Below are 24,660 nucleotides of genomic sequence, written 5' to 3'. Positions count from 1 at the left end.
AAGGATTTGAACAGTCATGAAATAACAGCCCAAAAATTTTCTTTGGTCTTTTATGTTTTTAAATAAATGCTTTTTCATAAACTATATTTGCTTATATAAAAGGATAATACATCAAGGGTTTTAATAATATGTTAAATAGAATGAATTTTTTGTATATTACCTTTATTTAGAATGTGTTATCGTATACTTCACCTTCATTTTGAAAATTCGTAACATTAATGGAAAAATCCAAATCAAACTACTATAATTTCTTCAACTTGATGGAATTAATTTCGATTGTTTCGGGGGCGTGTACCCTATAAATTGCATCCATGCCGGGTGCACAAATCGAGTAGGAGGAGGCGCCTAGCCTCCGACCTCTCACACCACCGTACATACCGTTCGGTATACGGCGGTTCAGTTTAAGTCTGACGTAGTTTTGTATATCGTTCATATAGATTTACTAACCCATGATGGAGCCAATAAACATTATTAAGGGTTTTGTCTAGAATAGGACTATGCGCTATGCGCCAATAACCCTTTCTGCTATTTCCCCATTCATATGCTTTTCCAAATGGGACGCCTAATCCTTTGAGTTTCTTCACCCTCGTTCTTGGCAATTTCCATTGCTTCCATAGGCACATCCTGAGTCTTCTTCGAATCCATGAATCTAAATTCTTCAATACGTTCGGAGTATCAATGAGGGCGAAATACCCCATCCAACCTCTAAGGTATTGCTTTAACTTATTTATTCGGAGTTTCATGGGTATCGGTAATTTTCTCGAGGTCATTTCCCTGATTCGTTTCTTTACTCTCTTCACCGTTTGTTTAGCCAGTAGAACCTTCGGGTTCTTCTTTGACTTCGTGAAACTAAAACCGAGAAACGTTCTGTTCCAAGGGCGATCATACTTCGACTTCTCGTAGTTGACCTTTAGCTTCAGTTTATTTTCAATGAAGCTTGAGATATTTCCCATTGCACGTTTGGCGGCTTTTCGTGTCTTCACAAAGATAGTACTGTCATCCGCATACCTTACGAATCGAAGATTGCGTTTCTCTAGTTCTTTATCTAAATCGTCTAACATGATATTAGATAATAAAGGACTTAACGGACCTCCTTGCGGAGTTCCCTCCTCACTTTTATGAAAAAGTCCGCCTATCATAATGCCTGCTTGAAGGAATTTACGAATCAGTTTGAGAACTCGTTTATCTTCAATTTTCCTCTCTAACATTCCCATGAGCTTGTCATGATTCACTTTATCGAAGAACTTCTCCAAGTCCATATCCACTACCCATGTATAACCTTCGGTTATATAGGACTTTGCCTTTCGAACCGCCTGGTGCCCTTGTTTGTTAGGGCGAAATCCATAGCTATTCTCCGAAAAGGTTGAGTCATATATCTTAGTCAATATTTGGGCAATGGCTTGTTGAATGAAACGGTCTAGAACGGTTGGAATACCCAATAGCCGAACTCCGCCGTTTGGTTTCGGGATTTCGATACGACGGACGGGCTGCGGTTGATAGGTACCCTGTAAAAGGGCAGTTTTCATGTTGTACCATTCGGTTGCGAGGTGCGGTCTCAGGTTTTGAACCGGCATTCCATCTACACCATGGCTTCCCTTATTTCTTTCTACACGCTTCAATGCCTGTATTAAGTTTTCCCTCTCTAGTATCTGTTCCATTAACATCGTTGATATCCTTTCCCTGCGTGGACGAGATGGTCTATTTGTGCCTTTATCTGCTCCGCCCTTTTGAAGTTCCCCGTGTATTCACCACTTCTTCCTTCAAATAAGTTCCGTTAGGAATTGTTTGCTTCTTCGCAGATAACGAACGCCTAGTATTCATCCTCCTTAATCTGTTCGGTCCTTCCTTATCTTCTCGAGTAGACAAGTACTATGACCTCTGCTGACTTCTGATGATTCAGCTGTCCATCACTGGACAGGTTACCAAGTGTACTTGGCTGTCATCAGACCTCCCCGGGTAAGAGTGCAATCTTTCCCTCCATCTATCTGCTTCATTTACTCTGTACCACCTTCGGCAGTAAGGACTTTGTTTTGTTTCGCAAACTCATCCAATGATACCTAGCCTTATATGAAGTTCGTGTTCCTCAGACCGGAGGTTTGCCGCTTGCTTCCTTCAGATTCCACGTCACCGTGGACACCCTTGCATTAAGCTAACCACTACTACTGCCTTCATGGTTCGGGACTTTCACCCTATAGATTGCATCCATGCCGGGTGCACAAAAAAAAAGAATGGAACAAGTACAACTTGTTCCATTCTTTACTTAACCGCTTTCCTACCTTTTGCGAGCATCTAATTTGAGAATCCGGCCAATCAATACTGTAAGTTTTAGGGAAGGAGAATCTGAACTCGAAGAAACAAATGATTTCAATAATGAAGAAATTTACCGAGTTAGAATTGCGGGACTTTGGAGGTATTTTTTATATCTTTAGTTATATAAAACTATTTTCAACTTGATTGATCGAAGAGTTTGATAAATCAGTTCAGCAACACCGCCAAAGGCAACTTTAAGATAAGCAGGGATAACAAAGTAAGAACTAACATCATTTAGTGAAGTATCGAGTGGCCCAGTTTGCTAAAGACCGTGGATGAACCTATCAACCGTAAATCAAAGTTCATTAATGTTAAGGAGCCCTAGCTTAACATTTCTAACAGAACAGAAAGAAAGTTTTATTTCCTTTTCCGCTTCGAGGATACGGAAGTGATCCCTATTTTTCAAATGTACCTTTCACGACCGCCATGCCATCTTTTACCATAATTTGCCCCATCGCGATTACGGTATCAATTTCAAATGTTTCTTTTTTAACTATAATTAAGTCGGCGTCTCTAGCTACCTCGATCCGCCCTTTATTACCGAGCTTTAAAATATTTGCCGGATTTTCAGTCACAACACGGATTGCATCGGCTATTGTGACTCCGTCCTCGAGAATCGCATCGACTACTGCATCATATAAGGACATACACGTACCAATGTTCAAACCGCGCAGATTTCCGCTGCTATCAAAGTCAGGCAGGCTCGCTTGTCCATCTGAAGTGAGGGTGATTTGCCGAATATCAACGCCTTCATCGAGTGCTCGTTTTATTGCTGTACTTGCCTTTACTTCTCCTTCTTCTAGGAACTTCTTGATGGTACTTGTCGTAAAATCAATATAGCCGCCTTTTTTTGCAAATTCTATCCCCGCATTGAATAAATGCTGATTACGGTTAATATGCGTCGGGTAAAACTGTGTGATCGGTATTTCAGTTGTCTCCACGACTTCTTCGATTACCCGTACATGATTCTTGCTGTCACCTACATGAATGTTGACGATACCGCTTTTCCCGGACAAAAGTCCGCCATTACGGGCCTGTGATGCTAGTTTCGCCAATTCCGCTGCAGTCGGCTGCGAGGAACGATGATCGGCAATAGCGATTTCGCCTACCCCGATAATTTTATCCACTAAAATTAAATCATCTTCAATTTTCCCTGTAAGAGTCTTGACTGGTACTTGATACGAACCGGTCTGAACATAACAGCTAATTCCTTCTTCTTCAAGAGCTCTCGCTTTAGCAAGCAACCCTGGCATCGTTCTTGTCGTTCCATCAGTTCCGATGACTCCAATTAATGTCGTTATACCAGCTAATGTTGCATCGGTTAACTGAATTTCAGGAGTCCTTGTTTTAAAGCCACCTTCTCCTCCTCCACCGATGATATGGACATGTGCATCAATAAAACCTGGAACAATAATTTTACCAGCCGCATCAATCACTTCCATTTCAACAAAATCAACAGGTACATCAATCTGATCCTCCATGTAACCAATTTGCTTTCCAACCAATAGGATATCTTTTTGACCCATAAAATCCGGTCCATAAATCTCTCCATTTTTGATAAGTTTAAGCATTGTTCCTTCTCCCTTCATAAGTTGAAATTTTCTAATAGGTTTTAAATTCATTGACACGGGTAAATATACAGCATAACCCGCTAACAATTACATAAAAGGACAAAGATGTTGTTCTTTTTTAAAAAAATTGTAGCTAACTGACATTTTGATTATGCTTGCTAAAAGTATAAAAACACTAAAGGAGTAAACAACATGAATAAAGTAATTTCCTCGGACATTAAAACAAATAAACGATTATCCATGCGTCAAATTATGAACTTATATCAAGTTACAAAAGAATTTAAAGGTAATATTTATTTTATCTGCAACCATAAATTGGTCGAAGCCAAGAAACTCTCTACATTTGTCTCTTTTGTACTCATTCTTCAGGAGTGTGCAACTATGAAAGTCATACTTGAAGGCGAGAATGTACAAGCTATGCTCGAAAAAGTACAGACTATATGCAAAAAGAATGATTCAAATAAACTCGGTTTTCAATCGAACCAAACAGTTAACATTTAATAAATTCTAACTACGTATAGAAGAGGGTGTATATAATGAGAACCATTTTAATGGTGATCGGCGCAATTGTGGTTATAGGCTTTGTAGCTAATCTTATTTTTTAAAGAACGATGAAAGGCTGTCAAACATCTGACAGTCTTTTATTGTGACTGAATGAACGAGAAAAGAGCATGTAATCCATGCTCCCTTTGGACATTCACCATGGGACCTCCCAGTCTTTCCATTTATTCAATCCTTCCCGAATCTGATTACCTTTGTCAATCCAATATTGCTTTCTTTGCGCCTCTTCTTCTTTTGCCTGTTGTTCCGCTATAAGCGGCCCGATGTCTTGTGTATTAAAAGATTGTGACGCCTGATTTCGTAAAGCCTGCGACATTATTTTTTGAAAAATAAGTGCACTCCCCTCACTACTATGTGTCGTCAGATAATGTTTTTCATCAGTCGTATCATACCCGGCCCAGACAGCACCGACTAACGAAGGTGTATAACCGATAAACCATTGATCTTTAACCCCTGATATTCCTTCGATTGGAACTTGTGTGGACCCTGTTTTACCTGCAACTTCATAACCGGAAACAGCTGCATTTTTTGCTGTGCCATATTCTACTGTACCAAGCAGCATTGTATTCATTTTGTCGACAACGCCCTTAGAGGTTACATTAATGGCTTTTTCTTCCCAAGCCCCTACCTCTTTTCCCTCGATATTTTCTATTTTTAAAATGGCATGCGACTCCAATCGTTTTCCATCGTTGGCGAAAGTGGAAAAGGCTCCTGCCATTTGCAGCGGGGAGACCCCTTTGTCCATGCCCCCTAAAGCAATTGTTAGATTTCGGTCACCCTTTTCATATGGAATCCCAAACCGCTTAAGTGAATCCAATCCCTTATCGATACCAATCTCATTTAATAGCCATACAGTAGGTACGTTTAATGAATTCATCACCGCTTCGTACATCGGTACTTCTCCTTTATAAATGCCACTTAGATTTGTTGGCTCATATTCCCCAAAGCTCATTTTTTCATCCTTTAAAGGAGTGGTGATATCATAACCCTCCTCAACTGCTGGCGTGTAAACAACAAGCGGTTTAATGGCCGAGCCAGGAGATCTCGTCAATTGGGTTGCCCGGTTATATCCCATGAATTGATGTTTACCTCTGCCGCCGACTAAAGCCTTGATCCCTCCTGTTTTCGGATCAAGGAGGATTGCCCCGCTTTGAACCAATTGATCTGTACTAGTCCCAACTGGAAAATTGGCATCGTTGGCATAAACGGTTTCTGTAGCCTGCTGCATGGATTGATCTAGTGTTGTGTATATTTTGTAGCCCTTTGTAAGCAACTCCTCGAGCTCTATTCCATACCTACTGGATGCCTCCGACAGAACATGGTCGACAAAATAAGGATACTTTCCTTTTAATGGATCAGTCATTTGCTCACCCTGAAGAAGAGTCACTTCATCTTTTTTCGCCGCGGCCTCTTCATCATCCGTCAAATACCCATGTTCGGCCATTCTTGAAAGAACTAAATCACGTCGTTTCATTGCACCGTCTAAATTTTTGTATGGATCAAGTTTGGATGGAAGGTTAATGACACCCGCAAGCAATGCCCCCTCGGCAACGGTCAATTCAGAGACCTCCTTGGAAAAGTAAATATTCGCGGCCTTTTTGATTCCCCATGCCCCATGCCCGAAATAGACTTGATTCAAATACATTTCTAGAATTTCATCTTTTGTATACTCATCTTCGACTTCCTGAGCAAGAAAAAACTCTTCTACCTTCCGTTTCAGAGTTCGTTCCGATTCCAGCATCGTAATCTTCACAAGCTGCTGGGTAAGCGTACTCCCTCCTTCGACAATACTTCCGGCCTTCGCATTTTTAACTAAGGCACGCAAAATTCCTTGATAATCAATGCCATGATGTTCATAAAAACGATGATCCTCAATGGATACAACCGCTTGTTTCATATGATCTGGTATTTCCTCTATTGCAACACCTTCAGATTTATTGCCCGTAATAGTACTGGCAAGATTTCCGTCGAGATCATAGATCTCTGTCGGTTGCTGAAGATGATTTTGTAGAAGACTTATATCTGCACCCTGCTTGAAATAAAAAAGTAAACCGGCACCGAAAACTACCATTGCCAATATAATAATCAGACCTATTTTCACTAACCCTCTCATTTGAACCCCCATTTTCCCATCTAAGACATGCTTCATTAAAAATATTTTACCCTTTTTATAAAAGAAAACTCGTCGTTTGACTAAAAGGCAGAGACATAATGCTCTCTTCTCTTTTTTTCTTATAACGGGTTACTCCTGAAATTCACTTCCTTACTCCTTTTATTTATAAAGTGATAAAAAACAGACCACTCAACTGAAAGGGCCTGGAGATTCACCCTAGCCTGTTCGCGCATGCTTACTAACTCTTCTTTACATATGTTTGTGATCAATATACACAATCAATAGGCGTGAAGCCATTTAAAAGTGGGTATAACACTTTTAAATACATTAAAAATGGGGAGAGATGATATTAATGAAAGATTTGAAACATATTGTCGTCGCTTTTGATGGGAATGAAGACAGTAAACGGGCAGTAGAATATGGTGCAACATTGAAAAAGGCCTTTCCTGAAGCTAAGCTGACCGTTGTTCATGTCCTAAATGAAAAAGTTGAACAGCGTATCATAGGAAACGCATCCGCCCCGGGATTCGTGCCAGCTGCAGGATTTTATGTAGACCCTGTCCAAACACATCCCGTTGTGGAGGTTGAACAAACGGATCATCAAGAGACAAATGATACCCATTCCGTTGTCCAAAATAGTGTTCAAAACGCAGAAAGTAATACACTTAGATTGCTAAGTGAATGTCGAGTTGAGGGAAAATTTGAAATATTGGAAGGACATGCGCCTGATAGCGTATGTGACTATGCAGTAAGAACTGCGGCTGACCTCATCGTTGTCGGTAATAGCGCAAAAAGCGGGCTGGAAAAATTCTTTCTTGGCAGTACAAGTAGTTCCATCGCCAAAAACGCCCCCTGTTCGGTATTTATTGCAAAGTAAAAAGGAGCCGGCTCATTCTTGTGCCGGCTTTGTTTGGATATTCGATATAGAATCCGGCTTTTTTTCAACAATACCTTCGAAGCGGCCGAATAAAGCATCATCGCGACAACTGCCGATAAAATAAAACTAATTGCATATAAGTCCCAGTATAAATGGCACTGGCTGTCCTTTTGGCGCAGCGGAACCGAAAAACATCCAAACTCTACAGTTCACTTTCTGCCTTTTTGGCTCCCCTTCTTGAAGTATTTAATTTTTAATCCTCGGTTAAAATATACTACTAGTTTCTATTAATGAGCAGACAAGAAAATGCAAATACTATTATAAATTCCCATCCCTAATAATGGCTATATTCTTTCTTTAAACCAACTTCTTTACATATGTTCAATACATCTGCTATTAACCAAGTTAGATGGATTAATACGACAATTTTTCTATAGACTCACTAAGGTTTGTTTTGATATCTTTATTAAGGCTAATTTACACTGGGGAGAGAATAGACATGGATAAACATTCAATTTCAGCTGAAAAAGGCGCCTACATCAGTATTGCCGCTTACATATTCTTGTCTGCTCTTAAATTGTCATTTGGTTATTTTGGAGACTCTAAGGGACTATGGGCAGATGGTTTAAATAACACAACTGACATCATCGCTTCCATAGCCGTATTGATTGGTTTAAAAATATCTAAGCGACCACCTGATGATAATCATTCATATGGTCATTTGCGAGCGGAAACTGTAGCCTCGTTAGTGGCTGCCTTCATTATGATTACAGTTGGCCTGCAGGTTATTTTTAGTGCTGTAGAATCTTTCTTCTATCAAAATTCAACGACGGTTCCCAATATGCTGACTGCTTATGTTGCTTTATTCTCCGCAATTTTTATGTACGGGATTTATCGTTACAACTTAGCATTAAGCAAAAAAATTAACAGCGCCTCCATTTATGCAGTTGCACAGGATAATCGGTCTGATGCTCTGGTCAGTATTGGTGCTTCTATAGGAATTTTAGGTACTAAGATAGGGATTTTCTGGCTAGATGCAATAGCTGCATTAGTCGTTGGAATCATCATCTGTAAAACAGCTTGGGATATTTTCCGTGATGCTTCTATCTCTTTAACCGATGGTTTTGACGAGCAGCTACTACAACAAATCGGACAAACCATTTTATCAACAGAAGGTGTTAAAAACATGAGTGAAATTAAAGCTCGTATGCATGGTAGTGAAATTCTACTCGAAGCTACCGTTCATGTAAACCCACTTTTGACCGTCATCCAAAGCCACGATATTACGGTAAAAATCGAGGAAAACCTTTTAAAAGAATATAATATTCAACATGTGATTGTTCATATCGAACCATATACATTCCCCCAAAAAAGGTAACCGTCATTAATTTCACGGATGCCTTTTTTATCTTTAAAATCCACTACTCACAGTAATAAAACTGTGTCAAAAAAAGGGATTTCCCACTTATTTGCCGAATATTTATCCAATTGATGCATGTTTAAAGAACGGTAATCTGTTATCATAAAAGCACAATGTAATTATTTTGATATTTTGTAATTTTGTTCTAAATCATAAATCTTAAGCTCAAAGAAAATTCATTTTCCTACAGTATGGAGGGCAAAATGGTATCTAATCGAGAAATGACCATTCACTTTTTATCTTCTCAAAAAGGCAGTATCATTTCCAAATGGAATGATGAGCTGTTGAATTTACCGGATGGATATATAGGGTATTTTAAAGGAGAAGTAGAAAATATTTTTAACCTGCTAATTGATCAGATTGGAAAATCAGATACTGACATAGGAGATGTACTGAAGGTCGTAGGAGAAAAAATTGCATCTGATCGAGTTAAGAAGCAGCTAAATATGGAAATTTTCTGTGCCACTGCGGCTATCGGTAGATCCATCATCATTGATCACGTTCTAAATTCTGAGGTAACTAAAGAAGAAGTATCCGATCTAATTCATCAAATTAACGCTTACTTCGATAAACTCATTCAATATGCATTATCCTATTTTACCGAATTGAAAACGAAGGGGCTTGAAGCACGTTATCAGTTTATAAGCCCTAACCATAAGGACCGTTTGACACTCCTAGGCCAAATGACCTCAAGCTTTGTTCACGAATTCAGAAATCCACTCACTTCCATCATGGGATTTATTCAATTATTACAAGCAGAACAGCCTGAGATAAAATACCTAGATATTATTTCAAAAGAATTAGATCAGCTCAATTATCGGATTACTCAGTTTCTTAATATCTCTAAGAAAGAAACTTTTGAATCACAACCGGATCTATTTTCTATCGCCCAGCTAGTAAATGAAGTGATTGAATTTTTATATCCTAGCATTTTGGAAGTAAATGCTTCCATAACTTGTAATATCGCTGATGATGCAGTGATTTCTGGTTCTAAAGAGGAATTTCGTCAGGTTTTACTAAATATCATTTTAAATGCTCTTGATGTGGTTGCGGGAATGCCTTCACCATCCATATACATTTCCGGTTCAGAATCACCATCCGGTATTTTATCCTTAAATATTTCAAACAATGGCCCTAAGATACCTGAAGAGGTACTACCAAATATTTTCGAACCGTTTATTACAACTAAAAAAAGGGGTACAGGATTAGGACTATTCGTTTGTAAAGAGATTGTTTTAAAGCATCAAGGAACCTTAACATGCCATTCAACAGATTTCTTAACGACTTTCTCAATACAAATAAAAACAAAATAAAGTATAATATCCGTTATTTCCATGTATCCATTTGAGTAAAAATTTTGACTGATTCGAGTATAGTTACTTATACTAATAGTTAGGTTCCACTACTAATCGAGGTGAATGACCCTATAGATTGAAAATAAAAAACATCATAAATTTTCATACTAGACAAAACGATATTTATTTTTCATCTAACATTTGATAAGATAACAACATTTCATTCATTATTGGTTTTGGGAGGTGACTGGGAAAATTAAATCGTTCGACATAACAAACGATTCAATTAAGTCCCACACTATTTGGACATTTTAAGTTTTTTAATAGTAATTATCTTAATCGCTGTAACTGCTTTTTTTGTGGCTTCAGAATTTTCAATTATCAGGGTGCGAAGCTCAAGAATTGATCAATTGATAGAAGAAGGCAACAGAAAAGCCATTGCGGCCAAAAAGGTTACATCTGATCTTGATGAATACCTATCAGCCACACAGCTTGGAATTACCGTGACTGCTCTAGGGTTAGGGTGGCTTGGACAGGACACCATCCTTAAATTGATAGGACCTTTATTCGGGGCCTTGAATTTCCCAGGCGAAGTCACAAGCATTCTAGCTTTTGTCATTTCCTTTTCACTGATAACATTTTTGAATGTCGTTGTGGGTGAATTGGCTCCAAAGACCGTTGCCATCCAAAAGGCTGAGCAAGTGACTTTGGCTATCGCCAAACCATTGATTCTTTTCCATAAGATTGCCTTTCCTTTCATCTGGGTATTAAATCATTCTTCTCGTTTTGTTGTCGGATTGCTTGGCTTCAAGCCTGCTTCTGAAAGTGAAATTGCCCATACAGAGGAAGAATTGCGTTTCATCCTCTCTGATAGCTATAAAAGTGGAGAGATTAACCAATCAGAATTTAAATATGTAAGTAACATTTTTGATTTCGATGACCGTGTTGCCAAAGAAATCATGGTCCCAAGGACGGAGATTCTAACCATCTCAAAAGATGAAACGGTACAAGAATTCGTTGATGTGGCTAAACTAGAAAAATACACCAGGTACCCTGTTGTCGAAGGTGATAAAGACCATGTTATCGGCTTAGTCAACTTAAAGGAAGTTTTTTCAGATCTTATTAAGAATCGAGAAATCCATTCAAAAGCAATTGAAAATTATACTCGCCCAATTATTCGGGTCATGGAAAATATTCCGATTCATGATTTACTGCTGAAAATGCAAAAAGAACGCATTCATATGGCGATTTTGATGGATGAATACGGCGGTACTTCCGGTCTTGTCACGGTTGAAGATATCCTTGAGGAAATCGTTGGTGAAATTCGCGATGAATTCGACATTGATGAAGTCGCATCCATCCGAAAAATTAAGGATGGGCACTATATTTTAGACTCTAAACTTCTTGTAAAAGAAGTGAACGATTTACTCGGCATTCACTTAGAGGAAGATGATGTTGATACAATCGGTGGATGGGTTTTAACGGAGAATTATGATGTAAATGTTGGCGACATCATGGAAAATGACGGATTTTGCTTTAAAGTGATTGAAATGGAAGATCACGCCATTCGTTATATTGAAGTGACAAAAAAGGTCGAACAGCTACCTCTTGAAGAAGACCTTCCTCAAGGATAACGAATAAAAAACAGCCTCGTAAAAGTAAATTTTACGAGGCTGTTTTTTATAGTGATCACTTTTCAGAAAACCGGCCCATTTTCTTGACCGTTACGATTGGAGGTGTACTCTTTTTTTTCCAAATAATATAAAGAATGATGAGAACAAAGGAAAAACCAGCTACCGGAATTAAATAGGGAGAAGTAATCTCACTAATCTGCTGCCAATTCTCCCCAAGAATCCGTCCTAAGGTTAGAAATAAAATGGTCCAAGGTATGACAGCAGCAACCGTATAAAAGATGAACTTCCAAACAGACATTCTCGCAATTCCTGCAGGGATAGAAATAGCATGGCGGACGACCGGGATGAAACGAGCCGTAAAAACCACTCCAACCCCATAACGATGGAACCACTCTTCAGCCATTACAATATGTTTTTCTTTTATTAAAATATATTTCCCATACTTTAAAAGAAATGGCCGTCCTCCGAAATAACCCGCCCAATAGAGAAATAATTGCGCTATCGTCCCTCCTACTACACCTGCAAGGACAGCCCCCAAAAAGTTCATTTTACCCTGACCAACTAAATAACCTCCGTATCCGAGAACGAGCTCACTCGGGATGATTTCGACCATCAATCCTAATAAAACACCTATATACCCCATTCCTGCAAACCAATTTAATATCGTCATAATAAGCTGTGACATCATGCAATCGGACTCCCCTTAAGGCTAATTTCAAAATGTTTGTCCTTCTATCCTATTGCAGCACATAACGTTCTATTCGATTTTTTGCATGGAGTATTCTCTTCTTCATTAAGGAATTCATTCCCGAAAGCACAAAAAAAGACCAGCTGGAATTATCTCCGGTCTCATTGCATTAATATTCTTTTAGATCCCGTTTTTGTTGAAATTGAGAAAAAACAGCTGTGGTGAGTAAGGATGAGTCATTTTGATAAACATTAGTGAAAATCTCCTGACGAGATTTCGTTTTTTCAATATGAATCCCGAGATTTTTATACTTCTTGATTATTTCGTTAGTCATACTTACTCTCCCTTTCTGCTGTATCGTTATCCTTTAACTTCCCAATTAACGAATATATAAAACCTATTTAAAGAATTGAATTGAAAAACCATACAGTGTCACTGTTAACACTTGTCAATTAACTAGAATTGTTTGCAATCGATGTTCGTGTACTTCGTCCTTTTCAACATGTACCTGAACTTTATAGGTGCCGGGTTCAACAAAAGATACCTTATTTTGGTAATTTCCTTTTTCCTCTTCTTTAGCTTTGGTGAAATGGCTTTCTTCGCTACCTTCTTTCCACACCTCAAAATTCACATCTGCATTTGTCAAAGGCTTTCCATTCAATTCTACAGTTGCTTCAAAGTTCGAACTGCTTCCTGCCTTCACAGGGTTACTTTGAAAATCAATTGAAACATCCGTACTTGGATGAGCAGATGCGCCTTCACTTTCATGATCCGTAACGGCAACTTCTTTTTCCGGCATCACATGCAGCCCTTTGGCTGTTACATGGGCAACCACATAATATTTCCCTTGTTCATTAAACGTATGCATCACTTGATATGTACCACTTCCTGTATTCTTCGCCTCCAGCATTTCCCGTTTGTCCTGTCCCGACTTTCTTACTTCAAACAGAACCTCACCAGCTTCATTTACCAAATTGCTTCCTTGTTTTACTGTTGTTTCAAGGATTACTTCTTTGCCAGGAACCAATTTCCCTTTAATGACGATCGATGCTTCCATTGATTCTGGAATAACAGTATTCACTTCTTTATCCTCCGGCATTTCAGACTCTTGACAGCCGGCTAACATAAATAACAACGCAGTACACACATAGAGTTTTTTCATTATAACGTTCCTTTACTATTTATTAGACCCAAAATCTGTCCTTTTCATATTGCCCATCCTTCCCTAATTTCAGATTTTTATACAATTTTTCATCATGCAGTCCGCATTACGGTTACTGAAGTCAGCAGAGCTACAGCAATAATCGTTAAAAATGAATAAATAAAGATAGAAATGCCGACCACACTTAGTCCGAAAAGAAGAACACATCCATCAATAAAGAAAATTAACAATCCAACATTTAGCCCGCTCTTTCTAGAAAGGATTTGAGCCAACATATCCGTTCCACCTGTTGATGTTCCATACCGAAGCATGAGTCCAATCCCAAGCCCAATCAATCCTCCTCCAATTATTGCACTAACATAAGCAGGAAGATTCCATTCAATGACTGCCTCGGAAAAAATATCGATACATAAGGAGGAAAAAAGTAAGCCATGCAAGCTGTTAACAAATAGTTTTTTTTCAAAATACCATGCATATATATATAATGGAATACTACTCAAAATCACACCCAGCCCTGTTGGAAGCCCTATATAATAATGAAAAATCAGCCCAATTCCTATCATGCCACCATCTAATAAATGATAAGGTATCAGAAAAAAATTGATTCCCACCCCTACAAGCATGCTTCCAGCAATAATCGCTGCCATTTTTTCTATGATCTTCATGACCCCCACCTCCTTTTATAATGCATAAACCTGTCCAGTTTCTATAGAATATGTTTATACAATCTAAAAAATAATGAAACTAACCAATTTTTGTGAGAACAGCCCTTTTGTTTTCTGAATATTCTATCACAAATGCGGTAAAGCAGAGGAAATAGTCAAAAATCGCTAATTAGTAGATCAAAGTGATCCTTTACAAGGAATATACCGGATTTAAGGAGTCGTAAGCTGTTTGACTGAATGACTAACTCTTTCTATAATGAAAGTATTTAAATTTATTAAACTGAGGTGATTGGATGGGATATTAAAGAATGTTCGTTTTGACGGACGGACGCTGCTTTGCCTGACGAACAAGGGCATACTTTTGAAAAGCTTGTGCACTTTTTCAAGCAGAAATTCTTCTTTTTCCCGTCTGCGCATCGCTAATCACATACACTAGTATTCTCTTCATCATTTAAAAACGGGAATTCGAGCTGATACACATATAGCTTTTCTTAAAACTTACAGCTCGTTAAGTGACTCCCGACAGTATTTAGCAAGCAAAAAAAAATATACTTGTATATTTTAAAAATGTAGGAGGTGGACTCCTTATTCGTCTCAGAGGCGAGTTAAGGGAGACTATTTGGACATAATAAACTTGGTTTTTATTGCCATTTTAATTGCTTTAACAGCATTTTTTGTAGCTACGGAGTTTGCAATTGTTAAAGTGAGAAGCACGAGGATCGATCAATTAATTGAAGAGGGCAAGCCAAATGCTGTTTCTGCAAGGCAGGTCACATCCAACCTCGATGAATATTTATCAACATGCCAGCTCGGAATTACTATAACTGCTTTAGGGCTTGGGGTACTTGGAGAACCGACAGTTGAACACATTTTGCGGCCACTTTTAAATCAATTAAATCTTCCTGAATCCGCTTCACATGCACTCTCAGTTGCGATTGCCTTTTCTTTTATTACTTTCATACATGTAGTTATTGGAGAACTGGCACCGAAAACATTGGCGATTCAAAAAGCAGAGCAGGTAACTTTATTTGTTGCTAAACCTTTAATTGCATTCAATAAAGTCATGTATCCTTTCATCTGGGTACTAAATGGCTCTGCAAGGACGCTAACAAAAATGCTCGGATTAAAAGCAGTTTCTGAACATGATTTGGCTCATACAGAGGAAGAGCTTCGTATCATTGTTTCCGAAAGCTACAAAAGTGGCGAAATTAACCAATCAGAGTTTAAATATGTGAATAAAATTTTTGAATTCGATGATCGAATTGCAAAAGAAATCATGGTTCCACGTACAGAAATCGCTACGATATCTAAAGATGATACGATTCAACAATTTTTCACCATAATGACTGAAGAGAACTTTACTCGCTATCCTGTCATCGACGGCGATAAAGATCATGTTATTGGAATGGTGAATATCAAAGAACTATTCACTGAAATGATAGATAAAAGTAATCAGGCATCGTCAACGATAAATAGATATGTTCGCCCTATTATCCGTGTCATTGACAGTATTCCGATTCACGATTTACTTTTAAAGATGCAAAAAGAACGTATTCACATGGCTATCCTCATGGATGAATACGGCGGCACATCAGGTTTGGTAACCGTTGAAGATATTCTTGAGGAAATTGTTGGTGATATTCGAGATGAATTCGATTTGGATGAAGTACCGGATGTTCGCAAATTAAAAGAAGATCATTATATTATCGATGCAAAGGTATTAGTAAGTGAAGTGAATGATTTACTGGGACTGGATATCAACGATGAAGATATTGATACCATGGGCGGATGGATTCTTACTGAGAATTATGAAGCCAAACAAGGTGATATACTGACTTATGGTCCCTATCACTTTAAAATAAAAGAAATGGAAGACCACCATATCTGCTATATTGAAATATATAAACCAGCAAAAGTCGTGGGCGAAGTAAAAGAATTTCCGATAATATCGCAAACTGAAATTGTTTCATGATAAAATAACCCCCCGCTCTAAATGAGCGGGGGGTTATTTTAATCCCTCAACACTTTATCCTCTAGATTTAGGTACATCAAACAAATATCTCACATATTATATAAGAAAACCCCAGCTTATTATTTTGATTGACAACATTAAGTATAGTTCAACCTTTATTGTTTCATACTGTTAGAGAAGCTATATTTTAGAAGGAGTGAGGACTTATGAAACTCATAACCATTTGCCAGCACTGCAAAGGGAAAGGGAAAACCCGCTATCTACAATTTTTTTCACGGAACTGCAATCAATGCAACGGACAAGGAAAAGCGGTAAAAGATATGTCTAATTTAAGAAATCATGCAAAAAACCTCTAACAATCTTTCAAATTTTATAGTTAGGCTTGATAACACCTGATTTTTTTAAGGTGTTATAAACGATAAGGACTGCCGGCCCCAGGAAAAGCCCAATAAAACCAAGCATCTTAAACCCTAAATAAAGACTGATTAACGAGGCCAATGGAGTTAATCCCATATTCGCTGAATAGACCTTAGGTTCAATTGTTCTTCTTATGATAGTTATGACCAAGAATAAGATAATTAGGCCGATTCCAAGATGATGGTTTCCTTGTGCCCAAACAATAATGGCCCAAGGAACAAGTACAGATCCTGTCCCCAGTATAGGAAGAATGTCCACTACAACTATTAGTAGTGCCAATAACATCGTATATTTCACATTTAACAACCATAGTCCCGTATAAGCCATGATAAACGTGAATAAACTTAACAAGATTTGAGCCTTAATGAAGCCTATTGCTGCCATACTTAAATCTTGATAAACTAGTGATATTTTTTGATATGTGGACGTCTTTAAATAAAGGAAAGCCTTTTTTCTTAGCTTTGGTAATTCTAGGCTGATTAAAAACAAAGCGATTAAATAAATCAAAAAATCAATGAAAAATCCAGGAACAAGTGTAACAAATTGGACCATATCCTGAACAAAATCCTTTGTAAACCCTTCAAGCGCTTTGACCCCTTTTTCCATCGTATTTTCAATCGACTGAATGAGGTTTGGCGGCAATGTTTGAGAATATTGCTCCCATTGCCTAATAACAGGCAGAATAGCTGTCAGATACATCTCACGAATAAAACCAGGAAATTTCTCCGAATAGACAATGACTCTCTTGATTAAAACTGAAAGCAAAAAATATGTGATGCTCATGAGCCCGCCTACATACAAAATAAAAGAAATTAAAACGGCCCAAAGGCGATGTAGCATTAATGTTTTACTAATTAGGCGAACTAATCCATCCAAAAGAATAGCTGTTAGTAACGCCAAAATTAATGCCCATGAGTAGGGAATTAAAAATAGTATAACTAATAAGAGAACCCCCCTCCAAAACCAGCGAAAAAACAAAGCAACATTCACTAAATAAACCCTCCTAGCACTTTCTTGTTTCTCCTTATATTTATGAGACAATATCCCATATATTTCGCTTATACGTTTTATTTTCTCAATAAGGGGAAAAAGAGAAACAAAGAAATGGAGGGATTGACATTGGATAACAAAGATAAAGAAAAGTTTCTTGAAGAGCGTAACAATAAATCTAAGGCATTCAAAGAGAATCAAGAAAAGCAGCTAGAGCGTGACCAAGTTGTCATGCCCATTGAAGATTTACCAATTGATGAAATTAAATATGAACGAGAAGAAGAACGAAATAAAAAGGAAACTAAACAACGGTCCACCAGCGAAAGATTTTAAAGAAAAAACCAGCCAATCAAAGGCTGGTTTTTTCTTTAAGAAATCATGTTGTAATATGTTGTAAGTCACCCCAATTGGCAGCTACCTTTTCTGGCAGCAGGATGTAGATATCATGTTTTTTCATTTCGATTTACACAATTCTCATTTTTTATTACCCGAATTTTATTTTTGTCTTGATAATAAGTCTGTTGTCCATCAAAATTCAATCTATAAATAACGGTATACATTTACATGGAAAAATAAAAAAAACCATTCTTTATAAGGATTCGTCTGCCAGTTTTTATTTGCTTCTTGATTGATTTAAAATGATTTAGGGAGGCTTTTACTATTATACTTCTCTTCCCTCCCCTTGCTTCCAAAAAAAAACATTGACTGAAATGAATGATTCTTTACAATAGACTTTTAAGAATTAAAGAATATAATGGATTGGTCAACCATTATAAAGGAGAATCATATGACGAACCCTACTCAATTATTTCATCAATATTTACAAGTATCCAGATCATTAGTTAGTAAAATGAATGAACAAATTACAGCCCTTGAAATTTATCATAATCAGTGGACAATCTTGAATTATTTAAAGAACTGTGGATATTCCACCATCCCCGATATTTGCAATTACTTGGATGTAGATAGTGTTATCATCACACGTTCGGTCAACAGCATGGAACAGAATAATATGATTAAGCAGGTCCCTGGAAAAGATGAACAGGAAAAGCGAATCGAACTGACTCCCAAGGGCAAAGAAGTACATACAAAATGCCTTAAGATTGCAGAAAAGATTGAAGGAAAAGCCCTGGATGGCATTACTGAAGAAGAGCAGGACTTATTTTTCCAGACGGTCCTTAAAATCCTCAATAATATAAGGAACTGAATTGGTGCCTTATATTATTGTGGAAGAAGTGATAGTCATGGCCTTTTCCATTGACCTCTTTTGAGTAAAACGAGCTAAAGCCATGCCTTTTTTAAAAGTCGGATTCCTTCTTCGATTTCCCTTTCGGTTAAACCACCATATCCAATTAAAATAGTCGGCTCTTTTACCTTCTTTGAATGATAAATCGAAGTTGGATGGACTTTCACCCCGACACTAGCAGCCATTTGAATGAGCTCTGACTCAGTGCTGCTGTTTTTTACTTTTAACAGAACGTGTAATCCTGACTTTTCACCGATTACAGTTACACGATCATTAAAATTCTCTTCAATTGCATTCAGTAACACCTTATTCTTTTTACGATAAATCGTACGCATTTTATTCAGATGGCGTTCCCAATGTCCATTTTTCATAAAAAGACAGAGCGTTTCTTGAATCATTCTAGAAACGGTCTGTTTGTAACCTTTTAACTTTTCATGATAAAGAATAGCTAACTCCTTTGGTAACACCATATAGCCCACTCTTATCGTTGGAATCAACGATTTTGAAAACGTACCTAGGTAGATAACCCTTCCATTTGTGTCCAATCCTTGTAAGGAAGGAATTGGTTTGCCCGCATGACGGAATTCCCCGTCATAATCATCTTCAATAATATAGCCGTTGTTTTTCTCCGCCCAATTCAATAATTCCACCCTTCTAGTTATCGGCATGATCATGCCGTAAGGGAATTGATGGGAAGGAGTGACATAGGCAACATTCGCAGCACACTCTTTCAAAGTGTCAACACTCATTCCACTTTCATCTAATGGAATGAATGTCATATGGGCTCCCTCCAACCTCAATACCTCCCTAACCCGATGAAAGCAAGGGTCTTCCACCCCAAAGATCCGCTCATTTCCAAGAAGTAACCGTAGTAGATGGATTAAATACTGTGTACCTGCACCGATTATGATTTGATCAGGAACACAGCGAACTCCTCTTGATTGAAAAAGATAGGCAGCAATCTCAGTTCGGAGACCAACTTCCCCTTGAGCATCACCACTGATAAACAATTCTCTTTCCTGATGATACAACGTATTAATTAAACATTTTTTCCACACGGAATGCGGGAAAGAGTCTATATCCACTCGTCCATGGTTGAAATCTATCTTGCTCGTTTCACGTTGAGGGAGTATCATTCCCTGTGAAACAGGCAACTGTTCCATTATAGGTAGTATCCGTTCTAAATCAGCTACGTAATAGCCTTTCCTTAAACGACTTTCCACATATCCTTCTGCTATCAACTGCTGATAAGCTGCATCCACTGTATTCAAGCCTATTCCTAAATGAACGGCAAGCTTTCGTTTAGAAGGTAATTTAATTCCAGCATTTATTTGTCCATTCTGAATTTCCACCTTAATATATTCATACAACTGAAGATATAACGGCTCTTTTTTTGTTTTCTTTAGAGTTAGAGTGATTTCAAACATCTGGACCTCCCTTAAAACTGGTTCTATAAATTATATCAGTTTTGGTTCTTATTACAGGACCAGAATATTTTTATAATTGAGATATCAACCAACAGGAGGAAAAATATGGATTACATTGAACTAATCGGGAAACATGTGACCCTCACCCCAATGATGGAAAATCATATCGAACCGCTTTATGCTGCTTCCCTGCCATCTGAAATTTGGGAATGGAGCGCCACAAAGATTTTGTCATATGAAGAGGCTGTGTCCTATGTAAAGGAAGGGATTCGAACAAGGGAAAAAGGACTGCATTATCCATTTGTCGTTATCGATCACGCTAATGATTCGATTATCGGCAGCACTAGCCTAAGAAATATTCAATTTGACAATCAGACGCTAGAAATCGGTTCAACTTGGTATCACCCCACCAAATGGCGGACAGCCGTTAACACAGAATGTAAGTACCTCCTTTTACAGCATGCCTTTGAAAAGTTGCGAATGAATCGAGTTGAATTTAGGACTGACGAATTGAACATAAATTCACGAGCGGCCATAATTAGGCTTGGCGCAGTTGAAGAAGGCTTATTACGTATGGAGAAAAAACTGAAAGATGGACGGGTGAGAAATACCATGATTTACAGCATTCTCAAGCACGAATGGCCTATTGTGAAGCAAAAGTTGGAAGCATTTTTGGAAAGATGAGAATAGATAAAAAGAGTGCCTTTTGTTATGGACACTCTTTTTATCCTGCTACTATTTTTCAGATGACTCTTTATGATTTCCCTCGATTTTCGTTAACGAATCCTTTTGCTTTTTCGTTGATCGAATGAATATGAACACGACAATTGCAAATAAAAGCGGCATTAGTAAAGCAAAAAGAAGATAAATCATATCTCCAAAGAACACGTTCCTTCCCCCTAAGCAAGTGCAGTCTTTCACCCGATGAAATGGAGGCCAGCCAATCATTCCGACTAGTTTTCCACCATCTGAATCCCTGCGTCAGCCCGCACTGTTGTCTGTAAAGTTTTTCAGTCCAATTTGATGATCGTTAAAAAGTCTCCGGGTTCCTTCAAATACTTTGTGATAAACGAATCATATCCAGACATTGAATTCCATTTTCATAAATAGCCTCTGGATAGTTCATAATAAAAAAATCACGATCGACCCCAGTGATTCTAAAACCACATTTTTGATAAAGGGCAAGCTGCCCTATCCCTGAATTCCCAGTACCAATCTCAATAGTTTTGTAACCTTGTGACTTAGCATAGTGAACAGCATGCATGACTAGTTGTTTTCCAATCCCTCTTCCGTGAAGTTGTTCTACCACTGCGATGTTGACTATCTCTATTAGTTCAGGTCTTATTTCTAACAAAACATACACTCCGATTATCTGCTCATCTATTTCAGCTACAAAGCACATCCCTTTTTCCAAGTATGCATCGACCAAATCCCTTGAAGGGTCGGCTAATAGCAACAAGTGCATGGGAGGTAACTCATCTGGATATAATTTTCTTATCTCCATTAGTGCTCTCCTTTTAGTTCCTCAACAAGCAGTGATATCAATTCAGATGCTGGAAGTTCCCTACTCAGTTTATATCCCTGTCCTGCCCATAAAGCCATCAATTCAGGATTGTTTTTTTGTCCTGCTGCTTTTCGCATTTGCTTGGTCATATGATGAACATAAGGATAGGCCGCCGGTGCATCATTATCATACTCAGTTAAAAAATGATTCACCAAACCGCGTGCCCGGCGTCCACTGAAGGCTCGAGTAACCGCCGTTTGAGTAAAACGTGCATCATTAAGAGCTGCCTTATGAACGGGACTTGCACCACTCTCGGGACAGCGAAGAAAAGCAGTACCCAACTGTGCCGATGTTGCCCCTGCTGCAAGGACGGCAGCGATATCCATTCCGTGCATCAGCCCGCCTGCCGCAATAATCGGTAACTCCAGTTCATTTTTAATCATTCGTATTAACACTAAAAGACCATAATCTTCTTCTATCCGGTTTTCAAAACTGGCTCGATGCCCCCCTGCTTCAATACCTTGTACACATAGAACATCGGCACCTGCCCCAGCCGCCGTTTTTGCTTCATGAAGGTTGGTTACTGTTACGACAATAATGGAGCCTACGCTTTGGAGCTCCCTAATTACATCTGTCTTAGGGCATCCAAACGTAAAACTAACAACAGCAGCACGCAACTCTTTTAATACGGCTAATTTATTTACCCAATCATCATCATCGCTGATTCCTTCCCCAATCAAAACCCCTACACTCTCCGCCTCTTTTTCTATTTTTTCACGATAGGCAGATAGTATCTCTTCGTCAACAACCTCTTGATTTGGCACAAAGACATTCACCCCAAATGGGTGATCCGTCAATTGGCGGGTCTCCTCTATTTCTTTTTTCATGGCTTCCGCCGTCTTATAGCCAGCCGCGAGAAAGCCTAATCCCCCTGCATTAGATACCGCAGCCGCAAGCTTTGGAGTGGAAGCGCCTCCTGCCATCGGTGCTTGAATGATAGGATATCCCACTAAATCTTTGAACATTCGATACAACTCCTTTTCATTTTTCTTCATGCTCTTATCATTTTTACGTTTTCTTGGTATAATGATTGTCTGTAAGAGAAAAGTGTCTTAATGATCACCCTTTATATCTTGCAAATATAAAACATAGGTGGTAAATCAAAAATGGAAACAAAGCCCTATAGAGTTTTACTGTACTATTTATATGTACCAATCGAGAACCACGAGGAATTCGCAGCCGAGCATCTTGCGGCCTGTAAAGAGCTTGAATTAAAAGGCCGAATCCTAGTGGCATCAGAAGGAATCAACGGAACTGTCTCAGGTACGATTGAACAAACAAACCAATATATGGACATGATGAGAAGCGATTCCCGCTTTGCTGATATCGTGTTTAAAATAGATGAAGCAGATGGCCATGCCTTCAAAAAAATGCATGTTCGTGCTAAAAACGAACTTGTCACGCTTCGATTGGAAGATGACATCAATCCTAATCAGACAACAGGCAACTACTTGAGCCCGAAGGAATTTTTCGAGCAAATGCAAGATGAAAATACAGTCGTCCTTGATGCCAGAAATGACTACGAATATGAAATAGGTCATTTCAGAGGCGCAGTCAAGCCAGATATCACAAATTTCCGTGACCTTCCAGATTGGGTACGAGAAAACAAGCAGATGTTTGAAGGTAAAAAAATCCTTACGTATTGCACAGGTGGAATCCGCTGCGAGAAATTCTCCGGTTGGCTTGTCAAAGAAGGCTTTGAGGATGTTAGTCAGCTTCACGGCGGCATCGCAACCTACGGGAAGGACCCGGAAGTTCAAGGCGACCTTTGGGATGGTCAAATGTATGTATTCGATGAAAGAATTGCTGTTCCGATCAATCAAAAAGAACATGTCATTGTCGGTCGCGATATTTTCTCTGGCGAACCATGTGAACGCTATGTCAATTGCGCTAACCCTGAGTGCAACAAAAAAATCCTTTGCAGTGAAGAAAACGAACACAAACATATGCGCAGCTGTACTCACGAATGCCGGGTGCATCCGCGTAACCGCTATGTAGTTGAGCACAACTTATCTAAAGAAGAAGTAGCAGAAAGACTACAGCAAATTGAAGAAGCAGTTACGGCTGAATAATCAAGCAGACCCGAATCAGTGGATGATTGTCCCTATTCGGGTTTTTTTATCCTCCTATTTAATCGTCATAAATTTTTTTCAAGATGTAAATCTACATCTTGAAATTCCCCCTACTGCTTTGGCATTCAATAAACTTCTAAACTATCCGAAAATGCAATCTCTACTTGTACTTCTATATCTAATCTTACTTCTATATCTAAATAGAAAAAACCTTTTTAAAAATCAAAAATAATAATTTAGATCAAGAAGAGCAAAAAAGACTTTTTTGTTATAGTACAATTTTCTTTTTTTCATAAACTTTTAATATTGTTTAGGACTTTTCAATATCAAGGACTATAGAAAGAATTATCATAATTTCATAACTAATTAATGTTAACGCTGTAAATATAGTGAAAACTAAATGGAGGAACTTTTCATGGTAGCAAGTCAATAGCAACCCGGATAACATACTAACTTGTCTGATACTCAACTTCAAAAACTCAACCAAATGCTCGTATTTGTTTCTCAATATAATGAGTTTTATAGAGAAAAGCTAGATAATATATCTTTTCGAGCTATTTTACATTTCGAATATTCTTAAAATTCACTTCATATTGAATCACCTTGCAATAGAATTTGATAGAATTCATTCCCTTGATGACTCATATTTAGATTTAATGGATGATTCTTGTTTCAG

General features: G+C 38.2%; 22 protein-coding genes. 10 read left to right on the top strand and 12 right to left on the bottom strand.

What is annotated here, in order from left to right; translation table 11 throughout:
• Nucleotides 1-401: 401 nt before the first annotated feature.
• A complete protein-coding gene (ltrA, locus tag NST21_RS05735) occupies nt 402-1,664 on the bottom strand; it encodes a group II intron reverse transcriptase/maturase (protein ID WP_053344638.1) in 1,263 nt (420 codons plus the stop codon).
• 1,041 nt (nt 1,665-2,705) lie between these two features.
• The gene (iadA, locus tag NST21_RS05730; protein ID WP_340888205.1) at nt 2,706-3,881 is read right to left on the bottom strand and encodes a beta-aspartyl-peptidase; all 1,176 of its coding nucleotides are present in this window, start codon (nt 3,879-3,881) and stop codon (nt 2,706-2,708) included.
• A 192-nt stretch (nt 3,882-4,073) separates the two neighbouring features.
• Between iadA and NST21_RS05725 the strand changes: the two genes are divergently transcribed.
• Nucleotides 4,074-4,382, top strand: a complete 309-nt coding sequence (locus tag NST21_RS05725; protein WP_056520436.1) for a hypothetical protein — start codon at nt 4,074-4,076, stop codon at nt 4,380-4,382.
• A 196-nt stretch (nt 4,383-4,578) separates the two neighbouring features.
• Here NST21_RS05725 and NST21_RS05720 read toward each other — a convergent pair whose 3' ends face one another.
• Complete coding sequence (locus NST21_RS05720) at nt 4,579-6,555, bottom strand: transglycosylase domain-containing protein (protein ID WP_340888201.1); 1,977 nt, start codon at nt 6,553-6,555, stop codon at nt 4,579-4,581.
• Between the two features lie 352 nt (nt 6,556-6,907).
• Here NST21_RS05720 and NST21_RS05715 point away from each other — a divergent pair, with 352 nt between their 5' ends.
• The 4 genes from NST21_RS05715 (at nt 6,908) to NST21_RS05700 (ending at nt 11,781) form a co-directional block, all read left to right on the top strand.
• Nucleotides 6,908-7,432, top strand: a complete 525-nt coding sequence (locus NST21_RS05715) for a universal stress protein (protein ID WP_340888200.1) — start codon at nt 6,908-6,910, stop codon at nt 7,430-7,432.
• A gap of 499 nt (nt 7,433-7,931) precedes the next feature.
• On the top strand, nt 7,932-8,810 hold the full coding sequence (locus NST21_RS05710; protein WP_340888197.1) for a cation diffusion facilitator family transporter: 879 nt from the start codon (nt 7,932-7,934) through the stop codon (nt 8,808-8,810).
• A gap of 245 nt (nt 8,811-9,055) precedes the next feature.
• Entirely contained in the window at nt 9,056-10,165 is a 1,110-nt protein-coding gene (locus NST21_RS05705) for a histidine kinase N-terminal domain-containing protein (RefSeq protein WP_340888195.1), read from the top strand.
• 284 nt (nt 10,166-10,449) lie between these two features.
• The gene (locus NST21_RS05700) at nt 10,450-11,781 is read left to right on the top strand and encodes a hemolysin family protein (RefSeq protein ID WP_340888193.1); all 1,332 of its coding nucleotides are present in this window, start codon (nt 10,450-10,452) and stop codon (nt 11,779-11,781) included.
• A 55-nt stretch (nt 11,782-11,836) separates the two neighbouring features.
• Here NST21_RS05700 and NST21_RS05695 read toward each other — a convergent pair whose 3' ends face one another.
• The 4 genes from NST21_RS05695 to NST21_RS05680 form a co-directional block, all read right to left on the bottom strand.
• Nucleotides 11,837-12,466: a DedA family protein gene (locus tag NST21_RS05695; protein WP_340892462.1), complete on the bottom strand. Its 630-nt coding sequence runs from the start codon at nt 12,464-12,466 to the stop codon at nt 11,837-11,839.
• A gap of 172 nt (nt 12,467-12,638) precedes the next feature.
• Nucleotides 12,639-12,803: an Lmo0850 family protein gene (locus tag NST21_RS05690; RefSeq protein WP_157443799.1), complete on the bottom strand. Its 165-nt coding sequence runs from the start codon at nt 12,801-12,803 to the stop codon at nt 12,639-12,641.
• A gap of 114 nt (nt 12,804-12,917) precedes the next feature.
• The gene (locus NST21_RS05685) at nt 12,918-13,631 is read right to left on the bottom strand and encodes a FixH family protein (protein WP_340888191.1); all 714 of its coding nucleotides are present in this window, start codon (nt 13,629-13,631) and stop codon (nt 12,918-12,920) included.
• 92 nt (nt 13,632-13,723) lie between these two features.
• The gene (locus NST21_RS05680; RefSeq protein WP_340888190.1) at nt 13,724-14,296 is read right to left on the bottom strand and encodes a YitT family protein; all 573 of its coding nucleotides are present in this window, start codon (nt 14,294-14,296) and stop codon (nt 13,724-13,726) included.
• Nucleotides 14,297-14,915: 619 nt separating this feature from the next.
• Between NST21_RS05680 and NST21_RS05675 the strand changes: the two genes are divergently transcribed.
• Nucleotides 14,916-16,268 (top strand): hemolysin family protein, encoded by a 1,353-nt coding sequence (locus NST21_RS05675; RefSeq protein WP_340888188.1) that lies wholly within the window; start codon nt 14,916-14,918, stop codon nt 16,266-16,268.
• 363 nt (nt 16,269-16,631) lie between these two features.
• Here NST21_RS05675 and ytvI read toward each other — a convergent pair whose 3' ends face one another.
• Nucleotides 16,632-17,675 carry a sporulation integral membrane protein YtvI gene (gene ytvI / locus NST21_RS05670; protein ID WP_223305357.1) on the bottom strand — a complete coding sequence of 348 codons (1,044 nt, stop codon included), beginning with the start codon at nt 17,673-17,675 and terminating at the stop codon, nt 16,632-16,634.
• A gap of 129 nt (nt 17,676-17,804) precedes the next feature.
• Here ytvI and NST21_RS05665 point away from each other — a divergent pair, with 129 nt between their 5' ends.
• Entirely contained in the window at nt 17,805-18,008 is a 204-nt protein-coding gene (locus NST21_RS05665; protein WP_053344821.1) for a hypothetical protein, read from the top strand.
• Nucleotides 18,009-18,462: 454 nt separating this feature from the next.
• Nucleotides 18,463-18,882: a MarR family winged helix-turn-helix transcriptional regulator gene (locus NST21_RS05660; protein ID WP_056520421.1), complete on the top strand. Its 420-nt coding sequence runs from the start codon at nt 18,463-18,465 to the stop codon at nt 18,880-18,882.
• A gap of 74 nt (nt 18,883-18,956) precedes the next feature.
• Here NST21_RS05660 and pdxR read toward each other — a convergent pair whose 3' ends face one another.
• Nucleotides 18,957-20,348 carry a MocR-like pyridoxine biosynthesis transcription factor PdxR gene (gene pdxR / locus NST21_RS05655; protein ID WP_340888185.1) on the bottom strand — a complete coding sequence of 464 codons (1,392 nt, stop codon included), beginning with the start codon at nt 20,346-20,348 and terminating at the stop codon, nt 18,957-18,959.
• Nucleotides 20,349-20,453: 105 nt separating this feature from the next.
• Between pdxR and NST21_RS05650 the strand changes: the two genes are divergently transcribed.
• Entirely contained in the window at nt 20,454-21,032 is a 579-nt protein-coding gene (locus NST21_RS05650; protein ID WP_201221828.1) for a GNAT family N-acetyltransferase, read from the top strand.
• 51 nt (nt 21,033-21,083) lie between these two features.
• On the opposite strand, the gene NST21_RS05645 is transcribed toward NST21_RS05650, so the two are convergent.
• The 3 genes from NST21_RS05645 to NST21_RS05635 form a co-directional block, all read right to left on the bottom strand.
• Nucleotides 21,084-21,236, bottom strand: coding sequence for a hypothetical protein (locus NST21_RS05645; protein ID WP_162258201.1), 153 nt, complete (start codon nt 21,234-21,236; stop codon nt 21,084-21,086).
• Nucleotides 21,237-21,399: 163 nt separating this feature from the next.
• Nucleotides 21,400-21,852 carry a GNAT family N-acetyltransferase gene (locus NST21_RS05640; protein ID WP_053344817.1) on the bottom strand — a complete coding sequence of 151 codons (453 nt, stop codon included), beginning with the start codon at nt 21,850-21,852 and terminating at the stop codon, nt 21,400-21,402.
• Nucleotides 21,852-22,877 (bottom strand): nitronate monooxygenase, encoded by a 1,026-nt coding sequence (locus NST21_RS05635; RefSeq protein WP_340888182.1) that lies wholly within the window; start codon nt 22,875-22,877, stop codon nt 21,852-21,854. Before NST21_RS05635 ends, NST21_RS05640 begins: the two co-directional genes overlap by 1 nt.
• Nucleotides 22,878-23,018: 141 nt before the next feature.
• Here NST21_RS05635 and trhO point away from each other — a divergent pair, with 141 nt between their 5' ends.
• The gene (trhO, locus tag NST21_RS05630; RefSeq protein ID WP_340888181.1) at nt 23,019-23,984 is read left to right on the top strand and encodes an oxygen-dependent tRNA uridine(34) hydroxylase TrhO; all 966 of its coding nucleotides are present in this window, start codon (nt 23,019-23,021) and stop codon (nt 23,982-23,984) included.
• The last annotated feature ends 676 nt before the right edge of the window (nt 23,985-24,660 follow it).

The organism is Peribacillus sp. FSL K6-1552 (genome assembly GCF_038005205.1).
Classification (GTDB): Bacteria; Bacillota; Bacilli; order Bacillales; family DSM-1321; genus Peribacillus; species Peribacillus butanolivorans.
The sequence above is the reverse complement of the archived record's forward strand: the minus strand, read 5'-3'. Positions and strand labels throughout refer to the sequence as shown.

What these genes read in the sequence shown, in the direction of transcription:
- ltrA (WP_053344638.1), bottom strand. Translation starts at nt 1,664, where the DNA reads ATGTTAATGGAACAGATACTAGAGAGGGAAAACTTAATACAGGCATTG.
- iadA (WP_340888205.1), bottom strand. Translation starts at nt 3,881, where the DNA reads ATGCTTAAACTTATCAAAAATGGAGAGATTTATGGACCGGATTTTATG.
- NST21_RS05725 (WP_056520436.1), top strand. Translation starts at nt 4,074, where the DNA reads ATGAATAAAGTAATTTCCTCGGACATTAAAACAAATAAACGATTATCC.
- NST21_RS05720 (WP_340888201.1), bottom strand. Translation starts at nt 6,555, where the DNA reads ATGAGAGGGTTAGTGAAAATAGGTCTGATTATTATATTGGCAATGGTA.
- NST21_RS05715 (WP_340888200.1), top strand. Translation starts at nt 6,908, where the DNA reads ATGAAAGATTTGAAACATATTGTCGTCGCTTTTGATGGGAATGAAGAC.
- NST21_RS05710 (WP_340888197.1), top strand. Translation starts at nt 7,932, where the DNA reads ATGGATAAACATTCAATTTCAGCTGAAAAAGGCGCCTACATCAGTATT.
- NST21_RS05705 (WP_340888195.1), top strand. Translation starts at nt 9,056, where the DNA reads ATGGTATCTAATCGAGAAATGACCATTCACTTTTTATCTTCTCAAAAA.
- NST21_RS05695 (WP_340892462.1), bottom strand. Translation starts at nt 12,466, where the DNA reads ATGTCACAGCTTATTATGACGATATTAAATTGGTTTGCAGGAATGGGG.
- NST21_RS05690 (WP_157443799.1), bottom strand. Translation starts at nt 12,803, where the DNA reads ATGACTAACGAAATAATCAAGAAGTATAAAAATCTCGGGATTCATATT.
- NST21_RS05685 (WP_340888191.1), bottom strand. Translation starts at nt 13,631, where the DNA reads ATGAAAAAACTCTATGTGTGTACTGCGTTGTTATTTATGTTAGCCGGC.
- NST21_RS05680 (WP_340888190.1), bottom strand. Translation starts at nt 14,296, where the DNA reads ATGAAGATCATAGAAAAAATGGCAGCGATTATTGCTGGAAGCATGCTT.
- NST21_RS05660 (WP_056520421.1), top strand. Translation starts at nt 18,463, where the DNA reads ATGACGAACCCTACTCAATTATTTCATCAATATTTACAAGTATCCAGA.
- pdxR (WP_340888185.1), bottom strand. Translation starts at nt 20,348, where the DNA reads ATGTTTGAAATCACTCTAACTCTAAAGAAAACAAAAAAAGAGCCGTTA.
- NST21_RS05650 (WP_201221828.1), top strand. Translation starts at nt 20,454, where the DNA reads ATGGATTACATTGAACTAATCGGGAAACATGTGACCCTCACCCCAATG.
- NST21_RS05640 (WP_053344817.1), bottom strand. Translation starts at nt 21,852, where the DNA reads ATGGAGATAAGAAAATTATATCCAGATGAGTTACCTCCCATGCACTTG.
- NST21_RS05635 (WP_340888182.1), bottom strand. Translation starts at nt 22,877, where the DNA reads ATGTTCAAAGATTTAGTGGGATATCCTATCATTCAAGCACCGATGGCA.
- trhO (WP_340888181.1), top strand. Translation starts at nt 23,019, where the DNA reads ATGGAAACAAAGCCCTATAGAGTTTTACTGTACTATTTATATGTACCA.